The organism is Niallia sp. 03133, assembly GCF_052663225.1.
Genome location: NZ_JBQTCY010000005.1, coordinates 244,900 through 270,461, shown reverse-complemented (window position 1 = coordinate 270,461; position 25,562 = coordinate 244,900). Strand labels below are relative to the sequence as shown.

20 protein-coding genes and 2 pseudogenes are annotated in these 25,562 nt (G+C 38.1%); 15 read left to right on the top strand and 7 right to left on the bottom strand.

Features of this window, described 5'->3' with window-relative positions; all coding sequences use genetic code 11:
• Nucleotides 1-109 precede the first annotated feature (109 nt).
• The 5 genes from ACTYBU_RS09455 (at nucleotide 110) to ACTYBU_RS09435 (ending at nucleotide 4,401) form a co-directional block, all read left to right on the top strand.
• On the top strand, nucleotides 110-772 hold the full coding sequence (locus ACTYBU_RS09455) for a TetR/AcrR family transcriptional regulator (protein ID WP_445489166.1): 663 nt from the start codon (nucleotides 110-112) through the stop codon (nucleotides 770-772).
• Between the two features lie 203 nt (nucleotides 773-975).
• Nucleotides 976-2,127: a betaine/proline/choline family ABC transporter ATP-binding protein gene (locus ACTYBU_RS09450; RefSeq protein ID WP_445489164.1), complete on the top strand. Its 1,152-nt coding sequence runs from the start codon at nucleotides 976-978 to the stop codon at nucleotides 2,125-2,127.
• A 17-nt stretch (nucleotides 2,128-2,144) separates the two neighbouring features.
• A complete protein-coding gene (locus ACTYBU_RS09445; RefSeq protein WP_445489284.1) occupies nucleotides 2,145-2,798 on the top strand; it encodes an ABC transporter permease in 654 nt (217 codons plus the stop codon).
• Between the two features lie 15 nt (nucleotides 2,799-2,813).
• Nucleotides 2,814-3,731, top strand: a complete 918-nt coding sequence (locus ACTYBU_RS09440) for an osmoprotectant ABC transporter substrate-binding protein (protein ID WP_445489162.1) — start codon at nucleotides 2,814-2,816, stop codon at nucleotides 3,729-3,731.
• A gap of 13 nt (nucleotides 3,732-3,744) precedes the next feature.
• Nucleotides 3,745-4,401 (top strand): ABC transporter permease, encoded by a 657-nt coding sequence (locus ACTYBU_RS09435; protein ID WP_445489160.1) that lies wholly within the window; start codon nucleotides 3,745-3,747, stop codon nucleotides 4,399-4,401.
• Between the two features lie 183 nt (nucleotides 4,402-4,584).
• On the opposite strand, the gene ACTYBU_RS09430 is transcribed toward ACTYBU_RS09435, so the two are convergent.
• Genes ACTYBU_RS09430 through ACTYBU_RS09420 form a run of 3 tightly spaced genes read right to left on the bottom strand, consistent with a single transcriptional unit; the run spans nucleotide 4,585 to nucleotide 9,118 of the window.
• Nucleotides 4,585-5,850 (bottom strand): extracellular solute-binding protein, encoded by a 1,266-nt coding sequence (locus tag ACTYBU_RS09430; RefSeq protein ID WP_445489158.1) that lies wholly within the window; start codon nucleotides 5,848-5,850, stop codon nucleotides 4,585-4,587.
• 18 nt (nucleotides 5,851-5,868) lie between these two features.
• Nucleotides 5,869-7,446, bottom strand: coding sequence for a response regulator transcription factor (locus tag ACTYBU_RS09425; protein WP_445489156.1), 1,578 nt, complete (start codon nucleotides 7,444-7,446; stop codon nucleotides 5,869-5,871).
• Between the two features lies 1 nt (nucleotide 7,447).
• Nucleotides 7,448-9,118: a cache domain-containing sensor histidine kinase gene (locus tag ACTYBU_RS09420; RefSeq protein WP_445489154.1), complete on the bottom strand. Its 1,671-nt coding sequence runs from the start codon at nucleotides 9,116-9,118 to the stop codon at nucleotides 7,448-7,450.
• A 969-nt stretch (nucleotides 9,119-10,087) separates the two neighbouring features.
• Here ACTYBU_RS09420 and ACTYBU_RS09415 point away from each other — a divergent pair.
• From ACTYBU_RS09415 to ACTYBU_RS09405, 3 genes are all read left to right on the top strand, one after another.
• On the top strand, nucleotides 10,088-12,613 hold the full coding sequence (locus ACTYBU_RS09415; protein ID WP_445489152.1) for a glycoside hydrolase family 31 protein: 2,526 nt from the start codon (nucleotides 10,088-10,090) through the stop codon (nucleotides 12,611-12,613).
• A gap of 18 nt (nucleotides 12,614-12,631) precedes the next feature.
• Nucleotides 12,632-14,197 carry an alpha-amylase family glycosyl hydrolase gene (locus tag ACTYBU_RS09410; RefSeq protein WP_445489150.1) on the top strand — a complete coding sequence of 522 codons (1,566 nt, stop codon included), beginning with the start codon at nucleotides 12,632-12,634 and terminating at the stop codon, nucleotides 14,195-14,197.
• Between the two features lie 364 nt (nucleotides 14,198-14,561).
• Nucleotides 14,562-15,401 (top strand): hypothetical protein, encoded by an 840-nt coding sequence (locus ACTYBU_RS09405; protein ID WP_445489148.1) that lies wholly within the window; start codon nucleotides 14,562-14,564, stop codon nucleotides 15,399-15,401.
• Nucleotides 15,402-15,581: 180 nt separating this feature from the next.
• Here the strand turns inward: ACTYBU_RS09405 and acsA are convergent, their stop codons facing one another.
• Nucleotides 15,582-17,300: an acetate--CoA ligase gene (gene acsA / locus ACTYBU_RS09400; RefSeq protein ID WP_445489146.1), complete on the bottom strand. Its 1,719-nt coding sequence runs from the start codon at nucleotides 17,298-17,300 to the stop codon at nucleotides 15,582-15,584.
• 329 nt (nucleotides 17,301-17,629) lie between these two features.
• Nucleotides 17,630-17,944, bottom strand: coding sequence for a DUF2628 domain-containing protein (locus tag ACTYBU_RS09395; RefSeq protein ID WP_445489145.1), 315 nt, complete (start codon nucleotides 17,942-17,944; stop codon nucleotides 17,630-17,632).
• Nucleotides 17,945-18,378: 434 nt separating this feature from the next.
• Here ACTYBU_RS09395 and ACTYBU_RS09390 point away from each other — a divergent pair, with 434 nt between their 5' ends.
• The 4 genes from ACTYBU_RS09390 to ACTYBU_RS09375 all read left to right on the top strand — a co-directional run bounded on the left by ACTYBU_RS09390 (nucleotide 18,379) and on the right by ACTYBU_RS09375 (nucleotide 21,367).
• Nucleotides 18,379-18,951: a bifunctional transcriptional activator/DNA repair enzyme AdaA gene (locus ACTYBU_RS09390; protein WP_445489143.1), complete on the top strand. Its 573-nt coding sequence runs from the start codon at nucleotides 18,379-18,381 to the stop codon at nucleotides 18,949-18,951.
• Between the two features lies 1 nt (nucleotide 18,952).
• Nucleotides 18,953-19,753: a DNA-3-methyladenine glycosylase family protein gene (locus tag ACTYBU_RS09385; protein ID WP_445489141.1), complete on the top strand. Its 801-nt coding sequence runs from the start codon at nucleotides 18,953-18,955 to the stop codon at nucleotides 19,751-19,753.
• Between the two features lie 16 nt (nucleotides 19,754-19,769).
• Complete coding sequence (locus ACTYBU_RS09380) at nucleotides 19,770-20,267, top strand: methylated-DNA--[protein]-cysteine S-methyltransferase (protein WP_445489140.1); 498 nt, start codon at nucleotides 19,770-19,772, stop codon at nucleotides 20,265-20,267.
• Nucleotides 20,268-20,509: 242 nt separating this feature from the next.
• Nucleotides 20,510-21,367, top strand: a complete 858-nt coding sequence (locus tag ACTYBU_RS09375) for a CheR family methyltransferase (protein ID WP_445489138.1) — start codon at nucleotides 20,510-20,512, stop codon at nucleotides 21,365-21,367.
• 42 nt (nucleotides 21,368-21,409) lie between these two features.
• Here ACTYBU_RS09375 and ACTYBU_RS09370 read toward each other — a convergent pair.
• Nucleotides 21,410-21,601: pseudogene (locus ACTYBU_RS09370) on the bottom strand (fused response regulator/phosphatase); the annotation flags it as partial.
• A gap of 148 nt (nucleotides 21,602-21,749) precedes the next feature.
• Here ACTYBU_RS09370 and ACTYBU_RS09365 point away from each other — a divergent pair.
• Entirely contained in the window at nucleotides 21,750-22,421 is a 672-nt protein-coding gene (locus ACTYBU_RS09365) for a YczE/YyaS/YitT family protein (RefSeq protein ID WP_445489136.1), read from the top strand.
• Between the two features lie 170 nt (nucleotides 22,422-22,591).
• Nucleotides 22,592-23,282 (top strand): annotated as a pseudogene (gene ypfJ, locus ACTYBU_RS09360) (KPN_02809 family neutral zinc metallopeptidase); the annotation flags it as partial.
• A gap of 63 nt (nucleotides 23,283-23,345) precedes the next feature.
• On the opposite strand, the gene ACTYBU_RS09355 reads toward ypfJ, so the two are convergent.
• Complete coding sequence (locus ACTYBU_RS09355) at nucleotides 23,346-23,534, bottom strand: hypothetical protein (RefSeq protein ID WP_445489134.1); 189 nt, start codon at nucleotides 23,532-23,534, stop codon at nucleotides 23,346-23,348.
• Nucleotides 23,535-23,800: 266 nt separating this feature from the next.
• Between ACTYBU_RS09355 and ACTYBU_RS09350 the strand changes: the two genes are divergently transcribed.
• Nucleotides 23,801-25,501, top strand: coding sequence for an AAA family ATPase (locus ACTYBU_RS09350; protein ID WP_445489133.1), 1,701 nt, complete (start codon nucleotides 23,801-23,803; stop codon nucleotides 25,499-25,501).
• Nucleotides 25,502-25,562: the final 61 nt, after the last annotated feature.

Genomic DNA, 25,562 nt, shown 5'->3' with positions numbered 1-25,562 from the left:
TATCACATGATGGGGATGCTAATCAAATTATGATGATTAGTTTATAGGGTATCTAATCTATTGGTATTCCAAAATAGCAGGTGATCTTTTGTGTAGAGGAGCATGGGTTTTGAATAACAAAGAGATAAAAAAAAGCCGTATGTGGAAATATTTTGTGGAAGCAACTGCGGAAATTATTCAAGAAGAAGGAATAGAAAAGGTTACGATTAGAAAAGTCGCAAATAAAGTAGGATACAATAGTGCAACTATCTATAATTATTTTTCAGAAGTTTCACATCTTATCTTTTTTGCCTCTATGACGCTTTTAAAAGATTACACGGAAGAAGTAGCGGTATATATGCAAAAATCAGAAAAGCCATTAGAGAAATACCTTCTAGCGTGGGAATGTTTTTGCCGCCACTCTTTTAGCCAGCCTAAAGTATTTTACGCTATTTTTATCAATGATTTAGGCGATTATCCTGAAAATATGCTGGAAAGTTATTATAAAAAATACCCGCGGGATTTAATTAACATTCCAGAAGAATTAATTCCTACCTTGTTTGAACGAAATATGTCGAAAAGAGGAAGATCAGTTCTTGAATTAGCTTTACAGGAAGGAGAGATAGAAGAAGAGAAGGTAGATGCCATCAATGAATTAACCATTTTAGTATGGCAGGGGATGTTTAGCAATATCCTAAACCATCGTAAAAGCTATGATTCTGAAAAGGCAGTGCAGATTACGATGAAATATATTTCAGAGATTGTACGCAATACAGAAATATTCAAGTTTTAATAAGGTGAAAAACCTTTTAGAATGACGGAGCAGCCTGAATACACGTAGACTCTCAGCACGGATTAGCGAGACAGGCGAGAAGAAAGCAGGAGTGAAACGACGAAGCGGCTAGCCCCGTGGAAAGCGAAGTGTATTCAGGCTGAGGGCTAAATAACAACAATCTATACGAAAAGAGCCTAATAAAAAATGGAGGTTTTAGAAAATTGCTTAAATTTGACCATGTTTCAAAAGTTTATAGTGGAAATAAAAAAGCTGTTAATAATCTAAATTTAGAAATCAAAAAAGGCGAGTTTATTTGTTTTATTGGACCCAGCGGCTGCGGGAAAACAACAAGCATGAAAATGATTAATCGTTTAATTGAACCTACAGAAGGACGTATTCTAATAGATGGCAAGGATATTATGGAGCAGGATAAAGTAAAGCTACGCCGTGATATAGGATATGTTATCCAGCAAATTGGTTTATTTCCTCATATGACCATTAGTGAAAATATTACCCTCGTTCCTAAATTGCTTCAATGGTCCAAAGAAAAACGCAGAGAAAGAGCAGAGGAACTTATTCAATTAGTTAACTTGCCGCTGGATTATTTAGATCGCTATCCACAGGAATTAAGCGGAGGACAGCAGCAGCGCATCGGTGTGCTTCGTGCATTAGCATCTAATCCGCCGTTGATATTAATGGATGAACCTTTTGGGGCGTTGGATCCTATTACACGCGATGGGCTGCAAGAAGAATTTAAAGATCTTCAAAAACGACTTGGAAAAACGATTGTTTTTGTCACACATGATATGGATGAAGCAATTAAGCTGGCAGATCGCATTGTCATTATGCGTGATGGTCAAATTGTACAAGTAGATACTCCAGATGAAATACTCCGAAATCCCGCAAATGAATTTGTAGAATCATTTATTGGAAAAGAACGCATCATTCAAACAAAACCCGATGTGACGACAGTAGGCCAAATTATGAATAAAGTGCCTGCTGCGATTCAGAAAGAAGAGACACTTTCTGCTGCTATTAAGCAGATGAAAGAAAAGCGCGTTGATTCTTTGTTGGTTATCGATCATGATCATAAACTAGAAGGCTATATCGATGTAGAAATGATTCAAGAAAATCGAAAAAAATTTAACACGGTTGGTGAATGCTTAAGAACGGAGCTATATTTCGTAAAAGAAAACAGCTTCATCCGCGACACGATCCAAAAGATGATTAAACGCCAAACAAAATATATACCTGTAGTAGATGAAGACAACAGATTAAGAGGGATTGTGACTCGAGCTACGCTTGCTGATTTAGTTTATGACTCTATTTGGGGCGAGGAACAAGAAGAAGAAAGTAAAACAACGATTAAATAAGAAAGGAGATGATAATATTGGATGCTATTATGCAGTTTTTACAGGAACAAGGAAATAGTTTGCTTTTAAAAACATGGGAACATTTGTATATCTCCCTATCAGCTGTTCTTTTAGGAATTGTGGCAGCTGTTCCTTTAGGAGTGGTTTTAACACGATTAGGTAAAATAGCAGAGACGGTTATACGTATGATAAGTGTGATTCAAACATTCCCTAGTCTTGCTATATTAGCTTTTTTTATCCCGATTTTAGGTGTCGGAAAGCTGCCTGCAATTATTGCTTTGTTTTTCTATTCCATGCTCCCTATCCTGCGCAACACCTATATTGGCATTAAAAATACGGATAATAATTTAGTGGAAGCCGGACGAGGAATGGGGATGACAAATTGGCAGTTGATAGCGGGACTTGAACTGCCTATGGCCATTCCAATTATAATGGCAGGAATTCGTATTTCAACCGTTTATTTAATTGGATGGGCAACTCTAGCTTCGTTTGTTGGAGCAGGAGGTCTTGGTGACTTTATCTTTGATGGCTTAAATTTATACAAGCCAGAATTTATCCTTGCTGGAGCCATTCCATCTACCATATTGGCTCTTTTAGCAGACTGGATTTTAGGAATATTGGAGAAAAAGTTAACACCGCGGACAACTTCAAAAAAACGTGAACTAGCTTAGAAAGGAGAAGCATACATGAAGAAACTTTTAAAGCCAATCCTTGCAAGTACTATTATTGCGCTAATTCTTTCTGGTTGTTCTCTGCCTGGTCTAAGTGGTTCCACAGAAAATACCGTAAAAATTAGTACAATGACAACATCAGAAACACAAGTTATTGGCTATATTCAAAAATATATGATTGAACATTATACTGATTTAAACACAGAAATTGTCGGAAATTTAGGTTCTTCTATTATTTCTCACCAAGCGATGGTGAATGGAGATGTAGATGTTTCCGCTGCACGCTATACAGGGACAGACATGTCTGGTGCATTAGGCATGGAGCTTGTTAGTGATCCGAAAGAAGCAATGGATATCGTACAAAAAGAATTTGACAAAAGGTTTGATCAAAAATGGTACGACTCCTACGGATTTGCGAACACCTACATTGTCGCAGTACGAAAAGAGGAAGCAGATAAACATAACTTAAAAACTCTTTCTGACTTAAAGTCATATGCAGGAAACTATAAATTTGGCGTCGACAACAGCTGGATTAACCGCGATGTCGTTGGCTATGAGCCGTTTAGCAAAGAATATGGCTTCAAGTTTGGAAATGTATATCCGATGCAGATAGGTCTTGCTTATACCGCTTTAGCAAATAAAAAAATGGATGCTGTGCTTGTTTATTCTACCGATGCACGGATTAAACAGTTTAACTTGGCAACGCTGGAGGACAATAAACATTTCTTCCCTCCATACGATGCATCGCCATTAGTAAGCAAAAAACTACTAGAAAAGCATCCAGAATTGGACGGGATTTTCCAAAAGCTCGTTGGCAAAATCGATGGAGATACCGTTATTGAGCTAAATTACGAAGCAGATATCAAGTTGAAAGAACCAAGCATTATCGCAAAAGAATTTTTAGAAAAACACAATTACTTTGAAGAGGAATAGGAGGTGTTAAAGAATGAATACGATCACTCAATTAGTTGATTATTATGCGCAAAACTCAGCTTATGTATGGTATGAAATTTATCGGCATTTTCTAATGTCAGCCTATGGTGTCTTCTTTGCTGCTATTGTTGGTATTCCTGTTGGGATTTTGATAGCTAAATATTCTAAGCTTAGTCCATGGATTATTTCTTTAGTAAATGTCATACAAACAATTCCTGCACTGGCCATGCTTGCTGTTCTTATGCTTGTTATGGGGCTTGGTACAGGGACAGTAGTAGTATCCCTATTTTTATACTCTTTGCTGCCTATTATAAAAAATACCTATACAGGGCTGATTGGCGTTGACCGGACACTTCTAGAAGCTGGACAGGCTATGGGAATGACACGTATGCAGGTTCTTCGAATGGTGGAGCTGCCATTGTCATTGTCTGTCATTATGGCGGGACTTCGCACAGCTCTTGTGATTGCTATCGGAATCGCAACAATTGGAACATTTATTGGAGCAGGAGGTCTAGGGACTATTATTGTCCGAGGAACAAATGCTTCGAATGGTACGGGAGTCATACTCGCAGGAGCAATCCCTACAGCGTTGATGGCAGTTGCTGCAGACTTGATAATGGGGTGGCTGGAGAGGCTGTTATCTCCTGCTAATAGTAGACAAATCCGATAAAAAACGTTTAGGCTATTCGAATAAAGAATATAATAATATAGTAAAAAACGGGTGTTCAATTCTTACACCCGCTTTTTACTATATTATATAGAAAGAAGTGAACACTCTTTGCAAATTCTTAAAGTAGGCAAGCAGTGAAGATAATGGGCATCTATAGAAGGTATATCCCAAATATCTATCTTCTTAGGATTCTGCTAATAGCACGTCTATTTCAGCCGCTGCACGATCTAAGCCATCCTCTACTGACAATTCACCGGAGAATATTTTAGTTAAGTACTCGGTATATACTCCATCGATTTTATTCCAATTTTTAACAGGTGGCAAAAGAAAGGCAAGATCTGTTGCTTCCTTATAAGCAAATAGATAAGAATTTCGAGGTTCTTTCAACATTTTAGCAGCTTCTAAATTGGTAGGCATTAAACCAGTTTTCGCCATTAGAACTTGGGCTTTTATCCCTGTCATCCACTTCATAAAAATCCAAGCCTCCGTCCGATGTTTGCTGCCCTTCATCATAATTAAGTTTTCACCGGTAACTAGGGCTGCTGGATGACTCATTTGAGGAAATGGTACAGGTAAGGTCAGTTTGAGTGCTTGATGTAATTCTGCACCGCTCAAAAACCCATAGAACCAAGGACCATCATCTGTCATAAGCATATTTCCAGCCTTCATTCGATTCCAGTTTTCTTCCGTCCCTAATATATCACCAGGAAGATCAATAAGCTTTTCTTTGTAAAGGCTAGTTAACTGCTTCACTGCATGGATAGTCTCATCTCCGTTTAAATAGCCGGAAGCTTTGTGGAAGTTCTTGTCCGTTAAAGTCCCGCCAAGGCTGTAAAGATAAGCAAGGCTATCTCGAGTATTCAGACTTCCTATTCCAATGGAAAAGTGATTTCGCCGGGCAAGAGTCAATACCTCGTCCATTGTGCTTGGAGGCGTTGAATAGCCCGCTCTTTTCAATAGTTCAAGATTAAAAATAGCTGCTTTCGTATAGATATTGAGCGGAAGAGAATAATAAATAGTATTATGTAAGCCTGCATTCATTAAATTTGATTGGAACCTGCTGTGAATATCTTCAAAGTCCGGCAATGCATTCAAAGGTTCTAGAAAGCCTTTCTGTGAGAGCTCAGGAACCCACGAGATATTAATCCGAGCCACGTCTGGACCTCGATTGGAGAAGGTGCGAGCCATCAAGCTGGTTTTTAATTCATTATTAAAAGCTAAGTTTACTGAATGTACTTCAATATTAGGATACTCTTTTTCGAAAGCAGGAATTAATTTCTGTTCCAGCAGTTCGGTTTCTTTGTCATTGTATGTGTGCCAAAAAGTAATGATATGTTTTTTGCTATGATGGAGCTTTTGAACTTTGTCAGGATTCGAGATCATGGCAGAGTTACTGCATCCTGCCATCCATGCTAAAACCAGTACGAAGGATACAACCCGCCAAAGCATCACGTAAACCACCCTTTCTTAATCAATTGATAATCTAGTAGCTTGGTGTTTTTCCCTGTACTCAATCGGAGTTAGTCCGGTTATTTTTTTAAACAATTTGCTAAAATATTTTACATCATTAAAGCCTGCAGCTTTCGCTATATCGTAGACGCGGCTCTCATTTTCTGCCAAAAGCCGCTTTGCTTCTCTGATGCGAAGATCGTTCAAATAATCAACAAAGTTTCGGCCAGTTTGTTTTTTGAAATATAGGCTGAAATAACTTTTGCTAAGATGGACAATATCCGCTACGCTCTGTAGAGTTAAGTTCTCCGTATAATGGGCAGCTATATATTCCAAAGCTTTCGTAATCAAATCTTCATCATAATCTTTATCCGCCAATTTCCTTATAATGGGTGTCCGGATTTCTTCAAGTTGACTTATCAGAATGGCTGTCATATCTTCCAACGTTTCTGCACGGTAAAGGAGATCGAACTGCTCAGATAGTGCTGAATTTTGGTATGTATTTAATTCATACGTTCCTTTAAGAAGATGGAACGCCTCTTGCTTAACTTGTGCTGAATTTACTGCTCCGCTTTTCCAACGATCCAAAGCAATTTCAATTGCAGATGAAACAGGATCACCATTGCTAACCATATCAAAGAAGGGTTTCCAATCATTCTGTTGTTTTTGGACAATAGCTGTCTTTTCTATAAGAACATTGGATGGTTCGATAGAATAAAGCCCACCCAATCCTTCAAAAAAGCGTCTTTGGCAAACCAAATTGCTATTGGCAAATCCGTCAAGAATGCTCCCTATTCCTTTTTCTGTCACGAATCCGGCAGACATGGAAATTCTCCATTTTGATTCCATCAATTGTTTCCATTCAAGGAAACTTTGCTGTGCCATTCCATTGCTGTTCGGTACTATAATAAATACTGCGCTTTCCGACACAAGAAATGCGACTCCTTCTTCCACTTGTTCATAAAACATTTTTTGTAATTCCTCTAAAAGGAACTGTACATACAAGTAGCCATGATTTTCTCTCCATTCGTCCGTACCATCTAAAATAAGATAAATACAAGAATAGGAATCCTCCAGCCAGCATGGAACCCAGCTTTCAGCTGCTAGAGAAGGGTTCTCCTGAACAATCAATCTTTTAATTTCTTGTTCAATTCTTTTTCTGTTCAAATAGACCGCCTCTTGCTGGTAATGAATTAATTCGGTATTCCTTTTTCGTTCTTTCTCCAGTATGGAAATGCACTGCCGAAGGACGGCAAGCAGGTCATCTTTTGTTAACGTTAACTTTAATAAATAATCAACAGCTCCAAGCTTAAGCCCCTCTTTTACGTACTCAAAGTCACTGTAGTTGCTGATTAAAATCACTTTCAACCAAGGATAAAGCTTCATTGCTTGCTTCATGAGTTCAATCCCATTCATCGAAGGCATTTTTATATCTGTAATAAGAATATCAAACGAATTTTTTTTAAGACCGTCAAGTGCTTCTAAGCCATTTGCGTATTGGTCATCAACCATCATGCCTTCTTTTTCCCAATCAATAAAGACAGAGATTCCTTTGCGGATAACAGGCTCGTCATCCACGATAAGAATTTTATACATGTTAATCCCCCTGGTCCGCTAATTTTTTTAATAAAATTCGAACAGTCGTGCCTTGTTCAGGTTTGCTCGTTATACTCCAATCCCAACTATCTGCATAATATAGTCGAAGCGTATCAAAAATATGGCGCAGCCCAATTCCCACTTTTCCATGCGCTAGAGCGGTCTTTGGATTGTTCAATTCCTGCAGCCTATCTTTATTCATTCCTAAACCATTATCGGATATAAGTAATTCTAATCCGTCATCATGAAAGGAATGAATCCTAATGGTGATTTCGCCTTCGATATTTTTTGGTACGATCCCATGAAATATAGCATTTTCCACCACAGGCTGCAGAAGCATGCGGGGAATAGGCCTCTGTTCAATCCCTGCTTCCATATCGAGTTTTAGGTGAAATGTTCTTTCATAGCGAAGTTCTAAAATAACCAAATACTTTCGAATAATATTCAGTTCCTCTCCAAGTGTTATAACACTTCCGCTTTTTCCCATATTTGCTTCTAGTAGATGATTTAGCGCTGATAATACGAGAGAAGCACGGTCGTTCTGCTTTGAATCGATAAGCCAACGAAGAGTGCTGAGTGTGTTATATAGAAAGTGGGGTTGGATTCGATGCATAACAGCTCGAAGCTCCGCGTGGTATTTTTCACACTGTTCCATTTCTACCTGTTTCATTAAATTCTCAATTTCATAAAGCATTTTGTTAAATTGCTCGCCCAAGAAGCCAATTTCATCAGAAGATTGGACAGCTGTCCTTACTCTTAAGTCTCCTTGCTGCACGCTCATCATTTTTCTGGTTAATTGTTTAATAGGTTTAGTCACTCTTCTTGCAAAGAAGAGCCCGATGCCGAATGCAAGAAGGGAAAAAATTGCAGAAGTAAATAAAATCCAGGATTGCAGACGATCCAACTGTCCGCTGATTTCAAGCATCGGAACAGTGCCTACAAGTATCCAGCCGTTGCTGAGAAGCTGTTTAACGCCGTAGTATGGAACACCTTTTACAGTAAATTCAAATTCTTCTGTGTCTTCTAGGACAGCAAGCCTGTATAGGTCAGGATTTTCCACCTTTTTGTTGATTACACGAAGATTAGAATCTATCATTATTTTTCCCTCGGTATCTACAACAAAAAATTTTCCGGTCTTCCCGAGTTTCATCTGACCAATTGTGTTGAGTATAGATCTTCCGTCTAAGTGAACTTGGACAAGTCCGATATTACTCATTGTATCAAAATTTTTCAGGACCCTGCTGACGGGAAGAACCAATTCTGTATTCACTCCGCCCCCTTTATAAGGATCATATTGAATTCCTTGCCAAACCAATGATCCATCCTTTCTTTTGGCTGCTTGGATCCAATTTTGGCTGTATAGATGTATGTTTTTTAGGTTCATTTCGGAAAAGGAGCCGCTGCCCCAACCATTGCCCTCTTCGTTCAGAACATAAACAATTTTAACGAAGGAGTTGGAATAAACATAATTGTTTAACAATGTATTTATATACTGGGAATTCTTTTTTTGTTTAAACGCCGGCGTATTTTTCAATTGTAAAGCAGCTTGCTGAATATTCGGATCGCTGCTGATAAAATCCGAGGAATCCATGCCAACGTTCAAAATGGAAGAGAGAGACTCTGCCGTTTGTTTGGCAATTTGAACGGTTGATTCCCTCACATTTTTCTTCAAGATAGAATTAGACTCCCAGTAGAAAGACAAACAAGTAAAAAGTGCCGGAATTAAAAATACGAGCAGAAAGGCCAGGATAATCTTGGATGAAAAGCTTTTTCTCAATAACCGTTGTCTTACCATAACACCCCGCCTTATTCAAATATTTCTATTGTTATTGTAATGGTCAAAAGGGTATTTGAACATTACAATAATGTGTCTATTTATACTATTTCTTAAAATTAACATATCATTTTTTTTAAAACTATAAGTGAAAGTGTTTTATATTGAACAAAAAAAGAAAAATAGTGCACCATAATAGAACACAAAAAATAAATGATATAAATCCATTATTTTTAAAAAAAACCTTAATCTGGAATATAAAACTTTTTTTAGTGTCTTATTTTAAGGGAAAAGTGATAAGAAAAAGGGTGACATTTCTAACGAATATAAACAAAGAGCAAAGTCCTATAGTACTCTAGGTCTATATTTCTAAAATTATCTTTTCAATTTGTAAAGAACTAGAAATAGTCTGCCATATAGAAAGGGTAGAATAAAAATAAGCAGAAATCAATGTCTTCCGTTATGTTAAGGCTATTATTGAAAACTAATTTGCTAGCAATCTAAAAAAATGAAAACGTATTCAATTGGACATAGGAATTTCTCCCGATTGTTGTATGAACCATATATTGCTAATTTAATAACAAGACCAAGGTAAACCGGTGCCCTTTGGATTAAAAGAGAGGAGAGATGACAAACAAAATATAAAATAAGTGCAGTTTTGAATTTTGAGTGCCTGACAGTTCTTTATATTATGTTGTAAAAAGTAGATTACCTGATTAAAATTTGAGGATTTCAATATGCAAAAAATGTGCAGTTTCATCATTTGTACTGGTGAAATATGTTCAAAAAACCAATGTAACAAGAATTATAATGTTCAACTATGAGCATAAACATTTTTCTAATCTATTTCGTTGGAGGTATTTATCATTGTCCATTATAAAACCAAAAATTAAAGTTATCGTATCTCTTTTGTTTGCTTTAATCATTGGGTTATCGACTGTTTTAACATCAGCTTTCGCTGCTCAGCCGGAGCCCGATACACCTTTGAATAAGAATAATCTACAGAAACTTTCTGTGAGTGGTACAGAAAAAATCAAAGACGGTGTGAAATTCGATTTAGGAAACTATGATGGCTATATCCACATGTTATCAGAGGATATGATCAAAGTTTCTGTTCTCCCTGAAGGCACGGATGAAAAAGACTCACCAGCCATTCAGAAAAAAGATTGGGAGACTCCTAGGTTCACAGCGACAGAACAGGATGGAGTATATACCCTGAAATCAAAAAAAATCACAGTGGTTGTAAATGAACAGCCTTTTGGCATTAAGGTTCTTGATGAAAAAGGACAAGTTATCAATGAAGATTACTTAAATAACGATGCAACATCCGGTTACGAGAACGGAAAGCCATACGTATTCAAAAAAACGTCTAAAGACGAGAATTTTTATGGATTCGGGGAGCAGACAGGAAGCACATTCAATAAACGCGGAAAGAGCTTAGGAATGTGGAACTCGGATTCATATGGATATAATAACAGTACAAAGTATGTTTATACCTCCATTCCTTTCTTTTTGGGTCTAAAAGATGGCAAAGCATATGGTATTTTGTTCGATAACTCTTATCGTTCTTATTACGAAATGGCCAGCGAATCAGATGATTACTACTATTTTTACGCAAATGGCGGTCCATTAACTTACTACTTTATGAATGGTCCTGATATTTCCCATGTGTTGGATCAATACACAGAGTTAACTGGTAAAATCAATCTTCCGCCGGAATGGGCATTAGGTCTTCAGCAAAGTGCATGGGCTTATACACCTGAACAGCTGACCGAGATTGCCAAAACCTATCGTGATAAAAAAATTCCGCTCGATACACTAAACTTTGATATTGATTATATGAATGGCTACAGAGTTTTTACGTGGAGCGATCCTTTTAAAAACGCGTTTAAGCAAATCGAAAATATGGGAGGCTTTCACACCGTGGCTATCAATGATCCAGGCGTGAAACAAGATGATCAATATTCCATATACAATGAAGGAACAGCTAAAGATTTTTGGGTTAAAAAAGCGGACGGAACACCTTATATTGGTCCGGTTTGGCCGGGGAATTCTGCATTTCCTAATTTTCTGAAAAGTGATGTACGTAATTGGTGGGCGGGTCATATTGCCTCCACTCTTCTAAATGAAGGTATTGATGGTATTTGGAATGATATGAATGAACCTGCTGTATTCAATGATGGGGATGGATTCTTCCATACGCTTCCGAACGATTCTTTTGGAGAAGATGATCAGGGGAAAAAGGTGCTTCATACGGAATTCCATAATTATTATGGACACTTGGAAAATGAGTCAACATACAATGCTTGGAAGCTTAGCAAACCGAATGAAAGACCGTTTATCCTAACTCGTGATATGTTTGCTGGAACGCAGCGATACGCCGCGGTATGGACTGGGGATAGTCTGAGTGATTGGGAACACTTGCAAATGTCGTTGCCGATGAATATGAATCTTGGTCTTTCTGGAGCTGCCTTTGTAGGAAATGATATTGGCGGTTTTGGAAATAAGGCGAATCCTGAACTATTTGCTCGCTGGATTGAGCTTGGTGCATTCTTGCCATTTGCCCGTATTCACTATGATCAATGGAGTGATCGCAGCTATCATCAGGAACCATGGTCATTTGGATCTGATGTTGAAAATATCAGCAAAAAATATATTGAAATGCGCTACCAGTTGCTTCCTTACCTGTATAATGCTTTTCATGATGCAGCAAAAACAGGGAAACCTGTTCAGCAGCCACTTGTTTATCAGTACCAAAAGGATAAAGGTACTTACAACATTGATGATCAGTTTATGTTTGGGGATTCCATGATGATTGCTCCTGTTGTTGCTGAAGGGAAAACATCCCGCGATGTATACCTTCCTGAAGGTGAAACTTGGGTGAACTTTTGGGATCACAAAGAGTACAAGGGCGGACAAACGATCAACATTAACGCTCCTTTAGACTATATGCCGATTTTTGTGAAAAAGGACTCCATTATTCCGACCCGTGAAGTACAGCAGTACACTGGCGAGAATAAGCTGACAAACCTTACACTTGATACTTATTTGGATAATGAAGCATCTTACAGCTTCTATGAAGACGATGGTAAAACGCTTGACCACAATAATGGTGAGTCCAATGTAACCAACTTCCATATCGCTAAGAAGGGAAATCATATTGACTTTGAACAAAACAAAGAGGTTCAACAATATGATTCAGCGATTCAAACGTACACGCTGAAATTGCATCAAGCAGAAGAACCAAAGAAAATCAAAGCACGTAATCAAGAGTATGTTAAAGCGGACAGTCTGGATTCCCTAAAGGAAAACAGCTATTATTTCGATCAAGATACTGCAATGCTATATGTGAAAATACCGGTTGATATGGATGGAAAACTGCAAATTAAATAAGAGTAGAGGTATAAAAGGATGAAAAAAAGACTTTCTCTCGTTCTAACGTTGGGCTTGCTGTTCAGCAGTTCGCCTGAAGTGTTTGCAAAAGGACAGCCACCTAATGATTCAAATGATAATCTTGGAGTCTATTATGAGCTTTTCGTTAACTCTTTCTATGACTCCAATAAAGATGGCCATGGCGATCTTAATGGGGTAGCCCAAAAGCTGGATTATTTAAACGATGGAAATAGCCATACCAAAAAAGATTTAGGTGTTAACGCCGTCTGGCTAATGCCCGTCTATCCATCGCCAACTTATCATAAGTATGATACGACAGATTTCTATAATGTCGATCCGCAATATGGAACGCTTGAAGACTTCCGTCATATGGCCGATGAAGCACATAAACGTGGACTTAAGATCATCCTGGATCTTGCGCTGAATCATTCGAGCAGCCAGCACCCGTGGTTCCAGGCAGCTGTGAAAGATAAGAACAGCTCCTATCGAAATTATTATATTTGGGCGGATAAGGATACGGATATCAACGAAAAAGGGCCTTGGGGTCAGCAGGTTTGGTATGAAAGCTATCCTGGTTCAGGAGACTATTATTATGCTGTGTTTGATAAAGCAATGCCAGACTTGAACTACGATAATCCAAAAGTCCATGAAGAAGCCATCAATATTGGACAGTTTTGGCTGAAGCAAGGTGCGGATGGATTCCGACTGGATGCGGCCATGCATATTTATACAGGCGAAACAGATAAGAACGTTGCCTTATTAAAGGAATTCAGTCAAGGTTTAAAACAAGTGAAACCGGATGCCTACCTGGTCGGAGAAGTTTGGGATCGTCCAAATAACATTGCACCGTACTATCAGGCACTGAACTCCAATTTTAATTTTGACCTTGCTGGAAAAATTGTAGATTCCGTGAAATCCGGCGTAGATAATGGATTAGGTCTCTTTGAAATGAACACTCTTGATCTCTATCAAAGTTTCAGTACATCAGCGATAGATGCACCGTTTTTGACCAACCATGACCAAGCGCGGACCATGTCGGTGCTGAACGGGGACATGGATAAAGCGAAAATGGCAGCATCAATACTCCTGACAATGCCAGGTAATCCATACATTTACTATGGGGAAGAAATAGGTATGCTTGGTGAGGGGCCGGATGAGTATAAACGTGAACCGTTCCGCTGGTATCAAGGGGATGGCGAAGGCCAAACAACTTGGGAAGCGCCGCGTTATAACGTGGGAACCTCTGCTGTTTCTGTTGAATCAGAAGATAAAGACAAGGATTCCTTGCTTAATCATTATCGAGATTTGATACATGTTCGTCAATCTTCCTTGGCTTTAGCCAAAGGGGACTTAAAGGAAATACAGACTGGCGACAGCCGAGTGATAGGTTTTACCCGAAATTACCAGGAAGATTCCGTGCTCGTTTTGCACAATCTTTCGAAGGAAACAGTCACAGTATCCGTTCCGAGCCAAGCAGTCAAAGGGAACAAGAGATTATTTTCCAATGATAAAGTGAAGGTGAAGCGTAATGACGGGGAGATTCAAGTCACCCTCTCAGCAACATCGACAATAATTTTAGAGTAATTATTTCAGGTTTACCATACAGGAGATCCTGGAAAGAACTTTTATAAGCAGACTCTGTTAAAACGATAATGTTGTTTTTGGGAAGGAAATTTGCGAGACTCCACAGGAGCAAAGCTCCGAGGAGGCTCGGCGCCCGCCCCGTGGAAAGCGAAGTGTATTCTGACTGCGGTCTTTATTTTTCAGGGGAGCCTAAGTAAAGTTGCTTACTACCTGAAATGAAGAAAGATGCTTCCAAATTGTTAAAAGACTAAAAAATGAAGAAGGGGCTAGCAAATAAGTTAGTTCTTTCTTCATTTTATCTACTAAACTAGCAATTAGACGAAGTAAGTGTTGAATTCTGAAACGAACGAAATGAGGGAGAATGTTGAAAAAGGCATATAAAATAACTACAGGCATCCTAACTGTATCATTGCTGGCTATTTCATGTGTACAACCTGGACATATCACTTTGGCTGCAGCAGCAAAACAAGAGCAAAAGCAAATAGATAACCAAAAAAAGGGACAAAAAGTTCAATCAATATGGGATAAAAGTTCATTATCTTTTATAACTGCAGGTGTAACCTCTAATGGCATCTCTGCGACTATTAAAAATGGCTATGACTCAAGGGCTATGCAGGGAGAAGTCAAATATGAAGTTTACTGGTCCAAAGAAGGTAATCCTAAAGATGGAGAAGTGGTTGCAGAAGGGAAAGTTAGTCCATTAACTCCAGGTGAAACACAACTGTTAACTTACTCACCAGATCAGCTTGAAGCTGGAAATTATATGTTTAAGGCTTATCAACGGCCTGACCATCCAGGGACAGGAGAGTTGTGGAGTGAGTCCGTAACTATACAAGAACCGATCGAATTAAACGACTCAGAAGAACCACAACGTCCGTTTGATCAGTATTTCCAATCCAATGTTGAAAAGGGAACAGCTACGTTTACTATTCCTGAAGGGGCCTCCCCCGTTGAGATAAGCTTTACAAGCTATGCCTATCCTGAAGGAACAGGACCTCAAGATTACAGCAATCCATATGAGGCTCAGTCTGTATGCGATAATGTTACAAAAGTTTATGGACCAGGTACATATACCGTAGATGTGAAACTTCCGACCGGATATTTTCAGGCCGATCTGTATTTAGGGCCCGAAATGGAGAAATTAACGGAATATGGGCATCCAATGGATATAATCATTGATGCAGATTCTGGATTAAATGAATAAAGGTAAAATTGGAAGGATATTTCTATAAATAAGAATCAAATAGAGACATAGATACTTCCACGCTAAAAAAGTGGCTAACCAATTATTTTTGGAAGTTAGGGTGGAAGACTACAACAAAAAGAGACTGCTGGAAATCGTTCAACTTTCAAGCAGTCTTTTATCGTTCCTTGTCGTATTCTACTACTCTTCCATTGTCGATAAATCTCCGGTCGGCAATCCGAGCTCCCATGCTTTTAACACACGGCGCATAATTTTGCCGCTTCTTGTTCTCGGGAGTTTATCACAAAATTCTATTTCTCTTGGAGCGGCATGTGCAGCTAATCCTGTTTTCACAAATTGGCGGATTTCTTCTTTTAATGCTTCTGATTCTGTATAGCCATCAACCAAAGAAACAAAGGCTTTAATAATTTCTCCTCTAATGGGATCTGGCTTTCCGATTACTCCAGCTTCGGCAACTGCTGGAAATTCAATTAACTTGCTTTCCACTTCAAATGGCCCAATTCGTTCCCCTGCCGTCATAATGACATCATCCACACGACCTTGGAACCAGAAATAGCCATCTTCATCGATATAAGCTGAGTCCCCTGAAACATACCAGTTTTTAAAAGGAAAATAGCTTGCGTACTTTTCATGGTTGTTCCATATGGTATCCATCATGGAAGGCCAGCCTTTTTTAATAGCCAAATTGCCCATCTGATTAGGTGGAAGGATATTTCCTTGGTCGTCCAGTATGGCTGCTTCTACACCTGGAATTGGTTTTCCCATGGATCCCAGCTTCATTTCCATACAAGGGTAATTGCAAATCAGCTGTGCCCCTGTTTCTGTCATCCACCATGTATCATGTATCCGCTTCAGAAAAACATCATTTCCCCAGCGAATGACTTCAGGATTTAACGGCTCCCCTACACTTAAAATATGGCGCAAAGAGGATAGACTGTACTTTTGAACTGCCTCTTCTCCTGCCGCCATTAACATTCGAAAGGATGTTGGCGCGCTATACCAAACCGTTACGCCAAATGTTTCAATCGTCTTATACCAAGCATCCGGACTAAAACGCCCGCCAACAACAATATTTGTTGTCCCTGTTAACCAAGGACCAAAAATTCCATAAGAAGTGCCAGTAACCCATCCCGGGTCTGCTGTACACCAATAAATATCATTTTCTTTTAAATCCAACACCCATTTTGCTGTTTGATAATGCTGGATCATGGCGTTATGAACATGCAAAACACCTTTAGGTTTGCCGGTTGATCCAGAAGTATAGTGGAGAATTAATCCATCATCTCGATTTACCCATTCTATTTCCAACTGCTCAGAAGCATACAGAAAATATTTATGAAAATCTGCAATTTTTCCCTTCTCTTCGACATTTTCGCCAACAATAAAAATTGTTTCTAGTGCCGGCAATTCCTTGATCGGAACACGCTCCACCAAATCGGCTGTGGTAATTAATACTTTTGCTCCGCTGTCTTGCAGACGGTCTTTTACCGCACCTTCCATAAAGGCTTCAAATAAGGGACCGACAATTGCCCCTAGTTTAATGGCGCCAAGCAGTGCAAAATATAATTCAGGAGAACGAGGCATAAAGATAAATACCCGATCCCCTTTTTCTACTTTGCCTTTTTCCTTTAATACATTTCCTGCTTTATTGGTTAATTTTTTTAAATCTTCAAATGAATATTTTTCGCTTCTCGTATTACTGAGATAGTAGAGGGCCGCTTTATCCTTTGTAGGACTTTCAGCGTGCCGATCAATCGCTTCATATGCTAAATTGACCTTCCCGGTATGATGCCATGAAAAATTTTGTTCCGCTTGTTTCCAATGGAAATGTTGGTACATCTCTTCGTAGTTTTCCAGGTTATAATTGCCTTGAATAGGTGGAAACGTTTTCAAGTTCATTCGTACATCCCCCTCATTTCAATAATTTAACATCTATACTATAAAGTGAACCTTCCATCAGTGGGGGTTTTGTTCATCCCCCACTGATGGTTAGTTAAACTTATCGGATCTTTACGGGCAAGTTTCAACATCTAGCGTCCTCGATTTCTCAGCATCCCCGAGGTGGGGGTTTTACTGCCCGTTAAGAGTGGGATAAAATAAAATCACTATATACACAATTTTAATGGTTGAAATTTAATTTTATTCCTTTTTTATCAAAAACAAGTTTATAACGCAGAAAAAAAGCTGACATCAAAAGGATTTTTAAACCTTTGCGTCAGCCATTTGTCTTATGCAGTTTTAGAAATGATTTGATTATTTTCTAACAAAGCTCTTGAATCATCATTTGCAGGTTGATAGCCTTTTTCGATTAATTCTTTTATGTATATTTTGTTGTAAACAAAGGCAAATACAATCCCGCTTATCCATGCCCCTATACCTAAAGTAAATGAGCCGAGTATTGCCTCAATAACAAGCATGATAACAGCCCATTTTAAATCACCACGAAACAATGCAGGGAAAAAACCGAAGAAGAATGTTGTCCAACTAAAACCAACCTTAACTTCTTTTCTTAACCCACCTTGATTTTTTAAAACAGCTTTCATTTCAAAATCCACTCCTCTTTTAGTATAGAGAGAGAGAAAAGGAAAGAATAATTATTATGATAAAAGTACTAAAAAAGTTCTAGTTTTTTCTCTTCTCTAGTACTATAATATTATAATTTATGACAAAAAGGGAGATTTATGGAGAAAATTTATCGTTTTATGGTTTTACCTTATTTCCTGTATCCATATATTTTTAAGCTAATAATCTGAAAGGAAGCTTTCACTTTTCCCCATGATCACGTTCTGCTCATTTCTTCAAGGGTAATTATCCTTTTCTTATCTTCAGACCATAAGAGCAAGAATGAGGACGAATTGGATGTGGAATCCTTGTTACAATGAGATCAATTAAACGTTGTGGTAAGATTTCTTTAGAAGTATGAAAAAGGAATAAGGATAAGGAAACATGGAAAACGGAATGGAGCGGAAGGGAAAAAATGGCTGCGATAAATCTTTCTTTTGATGAAATGTGGGAGAAAATCATTGCTGGTGATCGTAAATATGACGGGTTATTTTTCACGGCGGTGAAAACCACCAAGATTTACTGTCGTCCTTCTTGTCGATCAAGGAAGCCGAAAAAAATAAATGTGGAGTTTTTTTATGATATAGAAGAAGTAGAAAAAGCTGGGTTTCGACCTTGTAAAAGGTGCCAGCCAGAAGTAGAGCATTCGCCGCATATTGGAACGGTGAGACATGTAATTGCCTTTTTACTCCAACAATATAAACAAAAGATAGAGTTAAAGGATATTGCCAACCATGTCGGGTTGAGTACTTATTATTTGGAGCGACTATTCAAACAGGAGACAGCAGAAACTCCACGTACTTATTTAGAGAAAATCAGAGTAGATAAAGCAGCATATCTTCTTGCAACTACGAATAGAACTAATCTTGAAATTTGTTATGAGGTTGGCTTTCAAAGTCCTTCCAATTTTTACAAGGTGTTTCGCCGCTCGAAAAATTGTTCACCTAGTGAATATCGAATCCTTAAAAGAGAAGAACCTGCAACGTGAAATGGATCGATCAAGAGCTGCTGCACAGATAAAAGGTGGATGTTTATACAAGCTGGTTGAAGTAAGTGGAGAACCTATTTTATTAAAAATTCAGAATGCTCTATCTTCCATTTATGTAGAATTTCCAATAGGAAGTCCTTCTGAAAAATACCGAGGGCTAATTGCAAACTACATAGGAGAATGGTTTGATTTCGATCAAGATTTAGAGAATTTTTATAAGGTGGCTAGCAAGGATAGAGTATTGAATAACCTTGCAGAAAAGTATAAAGGTTTACGGGTTATATGTATTCCAGATTCATTTGAACCGTTAACATGGGCTATAATAGGACAACAAATCAATTTAAAGTTTGCTTATACGCTAAAGAAGCGTTTTATTGAACATTTTGGAGAATCGCTTATATATGAGGAAGAAAGATATTGGCTATATCCAGCATATAAAATAATAGCGACTCTAGATGTGGAAGACTTAAGGAAGCTCCAATTTACTTCTAAAAAGGCTGAATATATAATAGGAGTCGCTAAAGCGATGAAAAACGGTGAGTATACGAGAGAACTGCTACTTCAAAAATGCGACTATGATCAAATCAAACAAGTTTTATTGAATATAAAAGGAATAGGAGCATGGTCTGCAGATTATGTGCTGATGAAATGCTTCCACTATCCACAAGCATTTCCGATAGCGGATGTTGGTCTTCATCATGCAATAAAGCTTCAATTGGATCTTAAAAGTAAACCTACTTTAGAAGAAATCAAAGAATTATCGTTGAAATGGGAAGGCTGGCAAGCATATGCCACCTTCTAAATGTGGAGGTCATTATATGAGTAAAATTTATGCCATAGATTATCACTCTCCGATTGGCATTATAGAAGTCATGGGTACAGAGGAAGCCGTTTTCTCTATTTTATTTTCTGAAAAGGAGGCGGTATTCCATCTTCCAGGAGAAGATATTCCTAACGTTTTAATGGATTGCTATCGGGAGTTGGATGAGTATTTTCAGGGGAATCGTTATGAATTTACGTTTCCTTATATCCTGGAAGGGACGGAATTTCAAAAAAGTGTATGGCAGGCATTAACAGAAATTCCATACGCAAAAACAGGTTCGTATAAAGATATAGCTGTTTCTATTCTAAAGGAAAAAGCAATGAGAGCAGTAGGAAGTGCCAATGGAAAAAATAAAATAAGCATTGCCATTCCGTGTCATCGTATTATTGGTTCAAATGGAAAGCTTACAGGCTACGCAGGAGGTTTATGGAGAAAAGAATGGCTTCTTCAGCATGAAAGAGATATGTTGGCAAAAAAGGAGCAAAATGATTGATAAGCTGCTCAAATGCTGTCTGCACTTGGGCTTTTTTTATATAAAAATTCCGAATCACAAGTGAAATATTAACAAAAGTACTTGATATTTCTTTTTCGTTTTAAATACTATACTATTAATATAGTTAAATTATAGTAAAAAGGCAGAAGAAGGAGCATCAGATTATATCAGTAAACCTTTGGATTTAGATCAATTATATTATGTTCTGCGCGTGTGGCTACAAAAGCAAGGAGGCTAATGTCATGGATAATCAATACTTGGATGTAGAGCATGAAAGAGAGGAAAGTCAACATGCCAGTGTAGAAATTGACTTATTGCTGGAAGGAATCTATCGGTTGTCCGGGTTTGATTTCCGCCAATACAATCGATCCTCTATTTCTCGACGTATTTATTATCGAATGAAGATGGACAGCATTCCAACGATCTCTCGATTGCTCGAAAAAATTATCCATGAAGAAGCCTTTTTAGAACAGGTTTTAAATGATTTTTCCATTAATGTTACAGAAATGTTTCGCAACCCAAGTTTTTTTAAAGCATTTAGAGAAAGAGTAATTCCGCAGCTGCGGAATCTTAAGGAAATTCGGATATGGCATGCTGGATGTGCTACAGGCGAAGAAGTATTTTCAATGGCTATTTTGCTAGAAGAAGAAGGGTTAATGGATAAAACAGTTATTTATGCAACAGATATGAATGAACATGTTTTACAGAAAGCGAATCAAGGAGCTTTTCCTCTGCATAAAATGCAAGCATATACAAAAAATTATATGCTTGCAGGTGGAACACATGCATTTTCAGAATATTACAAGACAGATCATCATTATGCATATTTCCATTCGAATCTGTTAAAAAATATTATTTTTGCTCAGCATAATCTTGTCACAGATCAATCATTTAATGAATTTCATGTAATTATCTGCAGAAATGTTCTCATTTATTTTACGACGGCATTGCAAAACCAAGTGCAGCACCTATTCTATGAAAGTTTAAGCAAAAATGGTTTTCTTGGTTTAGGAGATAAAGAAACACTTCGTTTTGTAGATGCAGCGCCTAACTATAAAGAGTTAGTTGGGGATGAAAGGATCTATCAAAAAATTCGTTAACTTAGAAAGCGGGATTCTTTATATGGAATCCTGCTTTTTTAATAGAGAATTAATTAGGTTGGTTTTGCATAAAATATGCCAGTCTAACTCAGCTTTTAAATGTAATGCAACACGGGTACTGGCAAAAATATCCACCTTATTAAGCAGTTTTGTTATATAGTCTGTCCCGCCAATATCTAATGCATCTGCCAACTTGTTTTTATCTTCAAGTGCAGTAACAAAAATTATAGGCAAAGTAGTATTTTAAATGAATGGCGCATAATTCTGACTAGTATGAATAAGGGGGATTTTCTTTTTTCATGTTTGTATATGGGTAAATGAGTCTAATTATTTTATATAGTGCAAATTATATAAACATACAAGGAAAGGAGGTTATGGATAGATGAAAATAAGTATAAGGGTTATTTTGCTTGTTTTTTCTATAATCCTGAATGCACTCGGAAATGCACTAACCATAAAAGTTGCATTAGGTTCAGCACCTTGGACTGCTGCCAGCCTAAATGTGTCAAAAGGTCTTGGTATATCAGTTGGGAGTGCTACTATAATAATTGGAAGCATCATACTGATTTTAGATGATGTGCTTCGACGGAAATTTAACCGAATTAAGGATCTTTATAATTTTCTTTATTTGATGTCTTTTGGCTATATCATTGATTTGTGGTTATTATCCATGAGAAACGTTGAATTTCACCATTTTTCTTTTCGATTATTTCTATGTATTGCCGGTATTCTGATGATTGGTGCCGCTGTTTCCATCTATTTAAGAGTCGATCTTGTCTTTCATCCTTGTGATGATCTATTGAATATTTTAAGACGTAAATACTTAAATGGAAATGTCATCTATGCTGAAATCATAAGTCTCGGCCTCCCACTTTGCATAAGCGGCATTTTTGGGGTTGTGCAAAATAAAATTTATGGAATTAATATTGGTACGCTCATTAGCTTCATGTTTTTAGGTTTTTTCATCCATTTTTTTGATCGTACGATTCAACTTAATAATCGGCCAATCGTTCAGCTCCAACCATATTGGGAAAGAAAGAAACGGAATGAATGAACTCATAGTTGATGTTTCTTAATATAGCGAAAGCATCTTTTAAAATAAACAGCTCCTTGTCGGGAAGACAGAGGGCTGTTTATTTGGCCTTTAATTCTAAATTCTATCAACATAGGGTATAAGGCTAGTACATTGCTGCTCATACATAAAAATACAGGAGGAGATTGCTGGTGAAATGGAAAGGCAGGAAAGGAAGCTATAATGTAGAAGACCTCAGAGGCATGGGAATGGCCGGAAAAGGGGTCCTCGGTGGAGGAGTTGGTTTAGTAATTGTCCTTATTATTACTTTGCTTGGCGGAAATCCAGGTGAATTATTAAAAATAACTTGCAAATGACCGATTCAGACAGCAGTACACCCTATCAAGAAACAGAACAAGAGAAAGAGCTGTCGCAATTTGTATTCGTTGTGCTTGCAGATACAGAAGAAGTATGGAAGGAGGAATTTCAGAAAGAAGGGCTAACATATACAAATCCTACTCTGGTTTTATACACAGGAAGTGTTGATTCTGCCTGTGGAGCAGCTGGTTCATCCGTTGGCCCATTTTATTGTCCTGGAGATCAGAAACTCTATATTGACCTTAGCTTTTATCAAGAGCTTCAAGATGAATTTAAAGCGTCTGGGGATTTTGCGATGGCTTATGTTATTACACATGAAGTTGGCCATCACACGTACAAACCCTTTTAGGTACATCTGATAAAATTATGCCATTGCGGTCCAAATTAAGTGAAGAAGAATTTAATAAGTACCTTGTTCGTTTTGAATTGCAGGCAGATTATTTTGCTGGCGTTTGGGCAAATCATGCTCAAGGAATGGACTTGCTTGATGAGGGAGATTTAGAGGAAGCTTTGACCGCAGCAAATATTAATTGTTTTACATGATTAACAGGATTATTTGCTAACGTTTTTCATACTAGTATACTATAATTATGTACAACCATAAGAAATATGCCATCCTTTTAATAACTCTTTATTAAGCAAATGCTGTTTTGAAATAATTGTTTTTAGCCGCTGATGAAAATATAAAAAAGCAGATAATTTTTTATTTTTACCATAGATGGTTGACAATATTAGCATAAAAACATGCATAAAATTCATAATAATAGAAATATTCACCTTTTAAGGTATGTTTTTTATGATTTTTATTTCTTAATGTATGGAGAGTTCTTTTTAAGGGTTGGATAATTATTCGCAGGTCAGAAATAGATAGAGAGTTGATTCTTAGCAATAAAAGCAAAAGGGAGGGGGAATAATATTTTGCTTCATGTGGAGCGGATAAACAAATGGGTGTAAAGCAGGTCTAAATCTAAAGTAGATATGTGTAACCACTTGAGATGATCTGACATAAAAAATAATTAAATATACAGAATGGGAGTGAGATCATGAAGAAATTTCATTGGATCAAGTGGCGTACTTTCCTTGTTAGATTCGCAATCATTGCTGTTATTGCAATAGCATTCTGGGCAGGCGGTCCAAAAGCTTGGAATATTGGTCTCAGTATTCTCAGCCTTTTGATGCAATTGCTATTTGCGGTTGTGTTTATCATTATTCAGTTTGTTGCTCTCTTTTGGTTCTTGGCTCGGGGGCGAACGTATTGGATATTACCTGGGGAAACAGGTTCTACCTGGGATGACTACAGAGGGAATCCAGAGATTGTCGAAAATGCAAATCGGATTGTAACCTTGCTTAGAGGTGTTAAGGAGTTCAAGGAAATGGGCGGCGAGGCGATACGTGGATTGCTTTTATGCGGACCTCCCGGAACTGGTAAATCTTATCTTGCTCAAGTTATTGCAAATGAAGCGCAAGTTCCATTTGCATATGCTTCAGCACCAAGCTTTCAAAACATGTTTTTTGGTGTTGGAAATTTAAAAGTAATGGGTCTCTATAAAAAAGCGAGAAAACTGGCTAAAGTATATGGTGCATGTATTATTTTTATTGATGAAATAGATGCGATTGGAATGTCGCGGCAGGCAAACAGCGGCGGTGGCGGAATGTTTGGAATGGGTGGAGGAACTGGCCTTCTAAATGAACTGCTTTTGCAAATGGATCCACCTAATATTGATAACTCAAAGATTGCAAAATTTTTCCGTTTACTTGGTCTGCATCGCAAGCAGGCAGAACGGCCGGCAGTATTGACTATTGCAGCAACGAACCTGCCTGATGTTCTTGATCAAGCTTTGCTGCGTCCAGGTCGTTTTGACCGCAAGCTTTGGGTCGATGCACCAGATTATGATGGTAGGGTGGATATTTTTCAATATTATCTGAAAAAGGTGCAGCGAGATGACACCCTTACGCCACAAAGCGCTGCTTTGGATACCATAGGCTATAGTCCGGCGCAAATTAAGCATATTGTTAATGAGTCGATTGTAATTGCTCATCAGCGAGGGGCGCAAAATGCCAGCTATGAGGATTTCCGATCTGCTATGGAAACATATGAATGGGGGTTGAAACAGCCGCTTCGATCCATGAGTGATGATGAAAAAAGAAATGTTGCCTACCATGAGGCTGGCCATGCGGTAGCACAGTATTTATTGAAGCCTCACGAACGTGTTTGGAAAGTAACTATTATTCGAAGAGGCGGGGCTCTGGGGCTTGCTGCTACTAAACCAACAAAAGAGCGGTATAATCGAAGCGATAGTGAAATCTTGGCAGAGATTCAGGTTTGTTTAGCAGCCCGTGCTGTTGAAGAAGAGTTTTTAGGGAAGAAATTAAACGGTGTCACCTCCGACCTGCGTCAAGCTACACAGCTTGCTGGGGTTTATCTAGGTATGGTTGGGATGGGGGATGAGCTGTTCAGCTGGCTTGCGATTGGATCACAAACCGATGCTTTAAAGCAGCTGCGGCCGAAGATAAATGAGCTTCTAAAAGATCAGATGGATCAAGTGAAGGGCTTAGTAAAAGAACAGTCGGAATTCGTCCATAAAATTGCAGGTGAATTGCTAAAACGCGGTGATCTTACAGGAGAAGAAATTGAACAAATTTATGTTAGCCTAAACGGTCACAGCCGGCTAGATGTACCGGAAATAAAAGCAAGTATCGTGTATGAAAAGAAAGAGGAAGATGCTTTCAGCGAAAACAACTAACGAAAAAATACACAAGAATGAGGCAGAAATGCGGATCAACTCTATGAAACTGGGAATGAAG